Consider the following 9,282-nt stretch of genomic DNA (forward strand, 5'->3'; position numbering starts at 1 on the left):
AACAAACCCCACCCGAAACTTGAACGCCCCCACCGCACGCCAGTACACCGCCATCGGCGGAATCAGTATCGACGTGACGATCATTTCCACCACATGCGAAAACGTTTTCGAAGTGTTCTTAAGGCGCTGCCAGCAGAAGTGTCCCGTCATCGCCAGCCATACTGCCCCTGCAATCATCGCCACGTTCGCGGCGCCTGCGGCGATACCCGCAATGACGGCGATGATGCTGGCGACGATCAGGTAGAAATCCCAGCGGGGCGCGGCGCGTATTTTTTCGCGGTAGCGGCCCGGGTGCTTTTTGAACAGCAGGGCGTCGAACTGGATCTTTTTCACTTGGGAGAGACTGACGCCCCAGCCTGCCGGACGGATCGGGTGGGTGATGACTGCCTTTGGCTCGTGCACGATGTGCGCCTGGAAATCCAGCAGCCGGAAATACAGGTCGGAGTCTTCACGCCATGCGAACCGGAAACGTTCGTCGAAGCCGTCGATGTTCTCCAGCATCTTCCTGCGGCAAAAACAGTTGGCGGTGACGAATTCGGCGGTTTCGAGATTCTTGGCATCCTTTTCATAGTCGGTCGGTGTGCCGGACAAGGGCATGACGATGCGGCCCCACACTGCCTGCACGTCGCCGCGAAAGGCCCGCAGTCCGTTTTCCAGCCAGTCGGGCGAGGCGATGGTGTCGTCGTCGGTGAAGGCGATGATGTCGCCGCGTGCGGCGCGCCAGCCGCGGTTGCGGGCGGCTGCCGGTCCGTGCGGCCCGGGTGACGGGATATAGATGACTTCAGGTCCGCTGTCGGCGGCATGCTGCGCCCAGCGCTCGACGACCGCACGATTGGCATCGCTCGGACGGTCGTCGACGACAATAATTTCAAACCGGTCCGGGTCGAACTTTTGCAGCACCAGGCTTGCGACGCAGCGGTTCAGCAGCTCGGGCCTGCCGCAGGTGGGTACGACGACCGACACTATCAGCTCGACGGGGATTGGAGCGCCGCCGTGGCCGCGGAGAACACGGCTTCCGGCTGCCCCGGCATGCATGCGCAGGCCGGCCTCGGCAGTGCCGGTATGCATGCTTTCGCCTTCGTTGTACACGACGAGACGCTTACGGTTCCTTGTGAATGCGAGTACTTTCGACATGGCTGTTGTCCTGCAGAATCTTGATGGTGCGGACGATGCACGCGGCAGGCATAAGACATGCCGCGTCATCCGCAGATTGACCGCGAACACGATGCAAGTCCTGTTCCACATTCCCGCATGAATCTTTCGGACCTCGTCGCCGATCCGACTGCGATCAATCGCGATACAGGTATTGTTGTATCTGGAAAATGTTCAGTTCACCGCCTGCAGTTTCTTCTCCGCATCCTCTACCTGGGCGCTGCGCTCCTGCAGTTGCCACAGGCGTGCATACATTCCGCCTTGCGCCAGCAGGCGCGCATGCGTACCACGCTCGACGATGCGGCCGCGTTCCATGACCAGGATTTCGTCGGCATCGACGACCGTCGACAGGCGGTGCGCAATCACTAGAGTGGTCCGGTTTTCGGATAGCCGGTCCAGCTCGGACTGGATCGCCCGCTCGGACTGGGTGTCGAGCGCGGAGGTGGCCTCATCGAAAATCAGCAACGGCGGATTCTTCAGGATGGCGCGCGCGAGGGCGATACGTTGTTTCTCGCCACCCGACAACATCACGCCGCGCTCGCCGACCGGTGTGTCGTACTTCTGCGGCAGCGATTCGATCAGTTCATGGATATGGGCGGCGCGCGCGGCGGCGACGATCTGCTCCTGGGTGGCACCGCTGCGGCCATAGGCGATGTTGTAGGCAATCGTGTCGTTGAACAGAAGGGTCTCCTGCGGGACCACGCCAATCGCCTCGCGCAGGCTGCGTGTCGTGACGCCACGGGTATCCTGGTGGTCAATCTCGATATGTCCGGAAGTCACGTCATACAGCCGCAGCAGCAGGCGCGCCAGCGTGGACTTGCCCGAGCCGCTGCCGCCCACTACCGCGACGGTGGCGCCGGGGGGAATGCGGAAGCTGACGTTTTTCAGGATCGGCCGCTCCGGCGTATAGCCGAAGCTGACGTCGCTGAACACCACCTCGCCACGGCTTACCCGCAGCGAAGGCATGCCGGGCGGCTCGTCGATTTCCGGCCGTTGGCGCAGCAGCTGGAACAGCTTCTCGGCGTTGACGAGCGCGTCCTTCGCCTCGCGGTACACGAAGCCCAGCGCATTGAGCGGCAGGCAGATCTGGATGACATACGCATTGACAAGGATCAGATCGCCGACCGTCATCGCGCCGGTCATCACACTCTGGCCGGCGAGCAGCATGACGGAAGCCACACCCATCGCGATGATGCCGCTTTGCCCGATGTGCAATATGAACAGCGCCTTCTGGTTGCCCACCACTGCTTCGGCCCAGTTGTCCATGATGTGCTGGAAGCGGCTCGATTCCAGCTTTTCGTTGGTGAAGTATTTCACCGTGTCATGGTTGATCAGGCTGTCGGCCATGATGCTCTTCGCATTGGAATCGAGGCGGTTCACCCGTCGCTGGAAGATTGCCCGCCGGGCGGTGAAGACGAGCGTGAAGCCGCAGTAGATCATGAACGTCACCGCGAGCACGACGGTAAACCATCCGCTGTAGCGGGCGCTGATGATGGCCGTCACCATGCCGATCTCGAGCAGCGTCGGCACGATGGTGAACAGGCCGACGCCGAGCAGGAAGGCGATGCCGCTGGTGCCGCGGTCGATGTCCGGCAACAGGCCGCCGAGACGCCTGCTGGAGTGGAATCGCGCGCCCAGGGCATGCAGATGGGAAAAGGTATTCAGCGCATAGGTCGCGACCGTGTATTGCGTCACGCGCGAAAAGGCCAGGTCGCGCAGTTCGTTGAACAGGGTGCTCGCGAACCGCAGCAAGGCATAGCCGACCAGAAACACGACCGGCAGGGTCGCCAGCTGTTCTGGCCGGGACAGCTCATCGACGATGCGTTTCAGCGCCAGCGGCACCGACACCACGGCCAGTTTGGCGAGGATAAGGAACATCAGCGCAAGCAGTATGCGCCCGCGAAAGCGGGAGATGACCCGCCAGAGATCGCGTAATACGGAACCGTTGCTCGGTAGGCTACTTTCGGATGACGACATGGAGTGATTCACTCTCTCGATTTAGTGATGGCAAGAAAAGGCGGCTGTCCTGTACGTCCGGGGATGTTGATACCCGGCATACGGGCTGTGCCGGCAAGTCCATACGGCAACGGCGCCAGCGGTAAGACTTACAAGCGCCTGCAAAATTGTTTATACGTAAAGCGGTGCAAGGTACATGCCGATTGCTTCTGATTATTCTTGTCGCACGTTCCGGCAATGGTATGGAATTTGCAATTCGTCCCATAGTCCGTTTGCCGGCGAAGCGGCCACAAGCATTGATTGATGACCGCATGCTTGAGATGAAAGTAGTCGCAGAATCACGGAAGCCGGAATAGAGATCAAGGGAAGAACTGCCTGCCGGCGCATTCGCGCTGCGGTGGTAGACAAGCAAACAGGAGATTCACCATGGCAAGAATTCAGCAGTCGATCGAAGTCGCCGTCCCATTGCATACCGCTTACAACCAGCTGACGCAGTTCGAGGACTATCCCCGGTTCATGCAGGATGTGGAACAGGTACGCCAGCTCGACGACACGCATTTGCATTGGCATGCCCGCATGGGCGGACAGGACCTGGAATGGGATGCGGAAATCACCGAACAAGTTCCGGATAGCTGCATTGCCTGGCGCAACATCACCGGTTCCCTCAACATTGGACGGCTCGACGTGCAGCCGGTCGATCAGCAGAAAACCCGTGTCACCTTGACCATGGAGATGGAACCCGGAGAGACGATGCCGCAACTGGGCGACCCGGAACCCGAGCTCGGCTTGCGCGTCGAGCAGGATCTCGCGCGTTTCAAGGAATTCATCGAAAGCCGCGGCGAGGAAACCGGTGAGTGGCGCGGCGAAGTCCATGGCGGCGCGGTCGCCGGCGGCGAGGGCACAGCGCCCGGACAACGCTCCGGCTATTCCGGGCCGGACGGTTCCGACGGGCAGCCGGCGAAAACATCGGGTTATGCCGCCGACTCCGAGGGATGGGACGGCAATGAAGATCCCGGCCTGCCGGTCGTGTCGTCGGCGCTTAACGTCGGCGCGCGCGCCCAGGGTGAAGCCGAACGGATCGCCGGCACGCAGGGTGGCGCCGATGCGGAGGATGCCGAGAATGCCGCCGCTGCAGCGGACTATGGGGTGCAGCCGTTCGGCCTCCAGCAGGAGGCCAGCACCCAGTCGGAAGGGCTGCTCTCGCAATCCTCCGGCGACGGCGGCAGGAATTCGCCATTTACCGTCGCCGAGGAGGTCAGCCTAGACATGCAGACCGGCCAGGCGCGCCGGGTCGGCCGCATGCCGGAGTCGGATACCGGTATCGGCATTGTGACCGGGCAGGACCCGGCCTCGGCGATGGCCCAGTCAATGATGCCGGGGGCCAACCGGGACAATCAGTCCGGCAGCCGGCAGGGTAGCGGAACACAGCTCGAGCAGTCCCTCGACCAGGCGGTGCCGCTGGCGGACGAACCGCCGCCACGGCAGGCGCGGCCGCAATCCGCCGAGCAATTCGCGCAGGAGTTCCGCAGGGAGTCCGGAGCGGTGCATTCTTCGTCGGCACGCCAGTCATCCGGGCAAGGGGCTGAACTCTCCGCCGACAGGCAAGGCAGCCAGTTGTCATGGTTCCCCAACCTGCTCCAGGCCTGGGAAGAGCCGCTGGTGCGGATGCGTCGCATGCGCGAGGAGGTGGAACAGGTCTTCGATCGCTTCGCCGGGCGCCAGGGCGCCACCCGGCTGCGCCAGGGTGACGACACGCCGGCCAGCGCCTGGACACCGGCACTGGAGATCGCCCAGGACAAGGGGCAGGTGGTGGTGTCGGCCGAACTGCCGGGGGTCAAGCGCGAGGATGTCCATGTGGAGATCCGCAACGACAAGCTGATCATCGAAGGCGACCGGCACCAGGCGGTGCAGCGCGAACAGGGCGGCTTCCGCCGCACCGAGCGTTCCTATGGCCACTTCTACCGGGTCATCGCGCTTCCGGACGGCGCCGATGCCGATGCCGCGTCGGCTTCGATGCAGGACGGCGTGCTGCAGGTGACGGTGCCGCTGCATCCGGTCGGGCAGTCGGGCAAACGGCTGGATATCCGCTGAGGTCCGGCGCCGACATCTTGCCATTCCGGCCGGCACCTGCCCGCGCACCCGTTTTGCGTGCCGGCCGTCTCGAAGCGATGGCCCTTTGCTTTCCTGGAGCAAGGCGCCCGCCTGCGCGAGCTTCCGTTGAACCCTGCCGCCGCGCTGTCAGAGCCGCGCGGCCGTACCCCAGCCAAAGGCTGTTTTAGGAAGCTTGTTCACCCATGACGAATGCACATTGGTTTCTTCTGATCGGCTGCCTGATGCTTGCCCGTGGCCTGGCCGCGACCACCATCATGCGCTTGCCGATCACCTCGGCGATCTTCTATCTCTCCGTCGGCTTGATTCTCGGCCCGACGTTTCTCGGCATTTTCAATTTCGATCCGCTCCAGCAATCCGCCGTACTGGAAGTGGTGACCGAGATCGCGGTCCTCATCTCGCTGTTCTCTGCAGGTGTGAAGATGCCGGTGCCGGTATCGTTGAAGCGATGGGGGCCGCCGATCCGGCTGGCATGGGTTTCAATGACGATTACGGTCGGCATGGTGGCGGCATTCGCGTATTTCGTGCTGGAACTGCCGATCGGCGCCGGCATTCTGCTCGGTGCGGTGCTGGCGCCGACCGATCCTGTGCTTGCCACCGATGTGCAGGTGCGCCACGCCGGGGACAAGGACAATCTGCGCTTCCTGCTGACCTGCGAAGCCGGCATGAACGACGGCAGCGCGTTTCCTTTCGTCATGCTGGGACTGGGCCTGCTCGGCTTGCACGAGATCGGGTCACTCGGGTCGAAGTGGCTGCTGATGGACGTGCTGTGGGCGACGCTGGGCGCCATCCTGATCGGCGCTGCCGTCGGTGCAGGATTGGCCCGCATCGGCTGGAAACTGCGCGGCGGAAATTCAAAACATGAAGTGCTGGACGACCTCGTCGGACTCGGGCTGATCGCCGTCGTGTACGGACTGTGCCTGTGGCTCAAGGCCTGGGGATTCCTCGCGGTGTTTTTTGCCGGTGTCGCCCTGCGCCACACCGAACTCGTCCTGGCCGGCGCGCCGCGCGACCGGCAGGGAATGCTGGAAGCGGACACGACCAAATCCGCCGCCGCGGCAGCCGACCCGGAGCACCAGGTGCCGCTGACCGTGAGCGCCGAAGCGCTGGTGTTCAAGGAACACCTGGAGCGGCTGTCGGAACTGATGCTCGTGCTGCTGCTGGGCGGCATGATCTTCCTCGGTGCCTGGAGCTGGAGGGCGGCCGGCATGGCGCTGTTCCTGTTCTTCGTCGCCCGCCCGGCAAGCGTCTGGATCGGGCTGGCCGGTACCAGTACCACCCGCCGCATGAAGTGGATCACCGGCTGGTTCGGGGTGCGCGGCATCGGTTCGGTGTATTACCTGATGTATGCCATACAGCATGGGCTTCCGGAGGACATCGCGCGCGAGCTGACACAAATCACGCTAACAGTGGTGATGCTGTCGATATTCGTTCACGGCATCAGCGTGAAGCCGCTGATGGACCGGTTCTGGCGCTCGTAGGAAAGCCTGCATTCCGTTCACGCAACGTCGCATGCTGCCTTTCCCGGGCAGGTACGGCTCCTGCAAGGAGGGTCGATCATCATCGACATCACCATTTCATTTCGAAAGAGGACCACATGCTGGAAGACCTGATCGGCTGGATAAGCGCAGCCATTCTTGTAATGACCATCTCCCGCCAGGTGTACAGCCAATGGAAGAGCCGCAGCATCGCCGGCGTATCGAAGTGGCTGTTCATCGGGCAGCTGACCGCTTCTGCGGGCTTTACGCTGTACAGCTACCTGGTGGATAACTGGGTCTTCGTCTTCGCCAATTTTTTCATCTTCCTTACCGCGGTGGCGGGACAATTCGTCTACATGCGCAACAAGCGCCTGGCGAACGGAAACAGCGCGTCCGCCCCGATGCCTGCAGGCAAACGGGCCTGACGAATTTTCATCACCCTGTAGTTCTTACATCCGGGGAACGGGCACGTGCGGACGATTGCCCCGTTCGGCAGGCGTTGCCGTACCGGGTACATCGCTTGCTTCAGCGTCAACACCAAAAAAAGCAACAGGAGATCAATGTGTATACCCTTGGCATCAACGCCGCCTATCATGATTGTTCCGCGACGCTGGTGCAGGACGGCATCGTCATCGCCGCAGCCGAGGAGGAGCGCTTCACGCGCGTCAAGCATGGCAAGCGGCCGGTGCCGTTCACCACCTGGCAGCTGCCTTTCCATGCCATCGACTATTGCCTCAAGGAGGCCGGCATTGCGCTGGCCGACGTCGACCATATCGGTTATTCGTATGATCCCTCGCTGCTGCTCGGTAAACACAAGGGCAGTGCCACGATTGAATTACCGCTGGAACCGTCGGCCCAGAAAACCACCGAATGGCTGTCGCCGTGGGATCCCCTGTTCCTGTCATCGATCGTGAACGCGCCGCGACAGCTTGCCGCCGGTGCGCCACACCACATCAAGGAACGCTTCCGCGGCGTGCGCCATGACGGCCCCTTCAAGTGGCACTTCGTCGAGCATCACCTGGCGCACGAGGCGAGCGCTTTCCTTGCCGCGCCCTACGACGACTGTGCCGTGCTGACCATGGATGGCCGCGGTGAACTGGCCACCACCAGCTATGGCGTGTATGAAGACCGGCGCTATCGCCGTCTCAAGCAGGTCAATCTGCCGCATTCGCTCGGGCTGCTCTACGAGTCGGTCACCAGCCACCTCGGCTTCCTGCATTCCTCCGACGAGTACAAGGTGATGGCGCTGGCATCCTTCGGCAAGCCGGAGCATGCGGATGCCCTGCGCAAGGTGGTGCAGTACAAAGGCGGCGGCGAATATGAAATTCATCCTGCCGACTGGACGCAGATCTTCGGGCCGGCGCGTGCGCGCGGCAGCGAATTTACCCAGGCGCATATGAATGTCGCTTCCTCGCTGCAAAAAGTGCTGGAGGAAACGGTGCTGCAGATGGTGGACTGGCTGCGCAAGGAAACCGGCGCAAGGAATCTGTGCATGGCCGGCGGCGTCGCCCTGAATTGCGTGCTCAACGCGCGGGTGCGCGACGAATGCGGCTTCGACAGCGTATGGGTGCAGCCGGCCGCCGGCGACTCCGGCACCTCGATGGGCGCGGCGCTCTGGGTCGATGCGCAGCAGCGCGGCATGTCAAAGCGCAACTGGCGCATGGAACATGCTTTCTACGGACCGGCCTACGGCGACGACGAGATCGAAGCCTTCCTCAGGCAGGCAAAGCTGCGTTACCGCCGTGCCGGCAATCTCGCCGCCGAGGTGGCGGACCTGCTGACGCAAAACAAGGTCATCGGCTGGTTCCAGGGGCGCATGGAATTCGGTCCGCGCGCGCTCGGTGCGCGCTCCATCCTGGCGTCGCCGGTCGATCCGGACATGCAGGCGATCCTGAACAACATCAAGGACCGCGAGGATTTCCGGCCGGTGGCGCCGGTGGTGCTGGAAGAAGAGGCCGCCAACTGGTTCGTCAACGGCGGGGTATCGCCCTACATGGTGTTCGTGTACGACGTGCGGCCCGACAAGGCGGACAGGATTCCGGCGGTGCGGCATGTCGACGGCACGGCCCGCATCCAGACCATCAACCGCACGCAGAACGCCGCCTACTATGACCTGATCCAGGCCTTTGCCGAACGTACCGGCGTGCCGGTGCTGATCAACACCTCGTTCAACACGCGCGGCGAACCGGTGGTCTGCTCGCCGCGGGATGCGGTCGAATCCTTCTGCAGCACGCCGCTGGATGTGCTCGCGATCGGTTCCTTCATAGTGGAAAAATGACGACGGCGCGCATCCTGCAGCGGTCCGGCGTGCCCATGCCGCACTTCGAGGCGCCGCCGCGCATCGCCGTATTCCGCGCCCTGCAGCTTGGCGACATGCTGTGCGTGGTGCCGGCCCTGCGCGCGCTGCGTGCCGCCGCGCCGCGGTCGCACATCACCCTGATCGGCATGCCGTGGGCGGCGAGTTTCGTCGAACGCTTTCACATGTATATCGACGACCTGCTGGTTTTCCCCGGCTTTCCCGGCTTTCCCGAACAGCCGGCGGACATCGCCGCGCTGCCGCGCTTCCTCCAGGTGGCGCAGACAAGGG

The 9,282-nt window shown here is 62.9% G+C and carries 6 protein-coding genes and 1 pseudogene; 5 read left to right on the top strand and 2 right to left on the bottom strand.

Annotated elements, in window-relative coordinates; translation table 11 throughout:
• Window positions 1-1,134 (bottom strand): glycosyltransferase family 2 protein (locus V7080_RS20185; protein WP_334190184.1); only part of this gene is annotated, 1,134 nt, incomplete at its 3' end.
• Between the two features lie 192 nt (window positions 1,135-1,326).
• On the bottom strand, window positions 1,327-3,129 hold the full coding sequence (locus V7080_RS20190; protein WP_334190185.1) for an ABCB family ABC transporter ATP-binding protein/permease: 1,803 nt from the start codon (window positions 3,127-3,129) through the stop codon (window positions 1,327-1,329).
• 405 nt (window positions 3,130-3,534) lie between these two features.
• Here V7080_RS20190 and V7080_RS20195 point away from each other — a divergent pair, with 405 nt between their 5' ends.
• From V7080_RS20195 to V7080_RS20215, 5 genes and pseudogenes are all read left to right on the top strand, one after another.
• Complete coding sequence (locus V7080_RS20195) at window positions 3,535-5,199, top strand: Hsp20 family protein (RefSeq protein ID WP_334190186.1); 1,665 nt, start codon at window positions 3,535-3,537, stop codon at window positions 5,197-5,199.
• Between the two features lie 203 nt (window positions 5,200-5,402).
• Window positions 5,403-6,698, top strand: coding sequence for a cation:proton antiporter (locus V7080_RS20200; protein ID WP_334190187.1), 1,296 nt, complete (start codon window positions 5,403-5,405; stop codon window positions 6,696-6,698).
• A 116-nt stretch (window positions 6,699-6,814) separates the two neighbouring features.
• Entirely contained in the window at window positions 6,815-7,120 is a 306-nt protein-coding gene (locus tag V7080_RS20205) for a hypothetical protein (protein ID WP_334190188.1), read from the top strand.
• Between the two features lie 137 nt (window positions 7,121-7,257).
• On the top strand, window positions 7,258-8,973 hold the full coding sequence (locus tag V7080_RS20210; RefSeq protein ID WP_334190189.1) for a carbamoyltransferase family protein: 1,716 nt from the start codon (window positions 7,258-7,260) through the stop codon (window positions 8,971-8,973).
• A pseudogene (locus V7080_RS20215) lies at window positions 8,970-9,282 on the top strand (hypothetical protein); the annotation flags it as partial. The gene V7080_RS20210 and the pseudogene V7080_RS20215, both read left to right, overlap by 4 nt.

The sequence above is a fragment of the Noviherbaspirillum sp. genome, assembly GCF_036846085.1.
GTDB lineage: Bacteria > Pseudomonadota > Gammaproteobacteria > Burkholderiales > Burkholderiaceae_D > Noviherbaspirillum.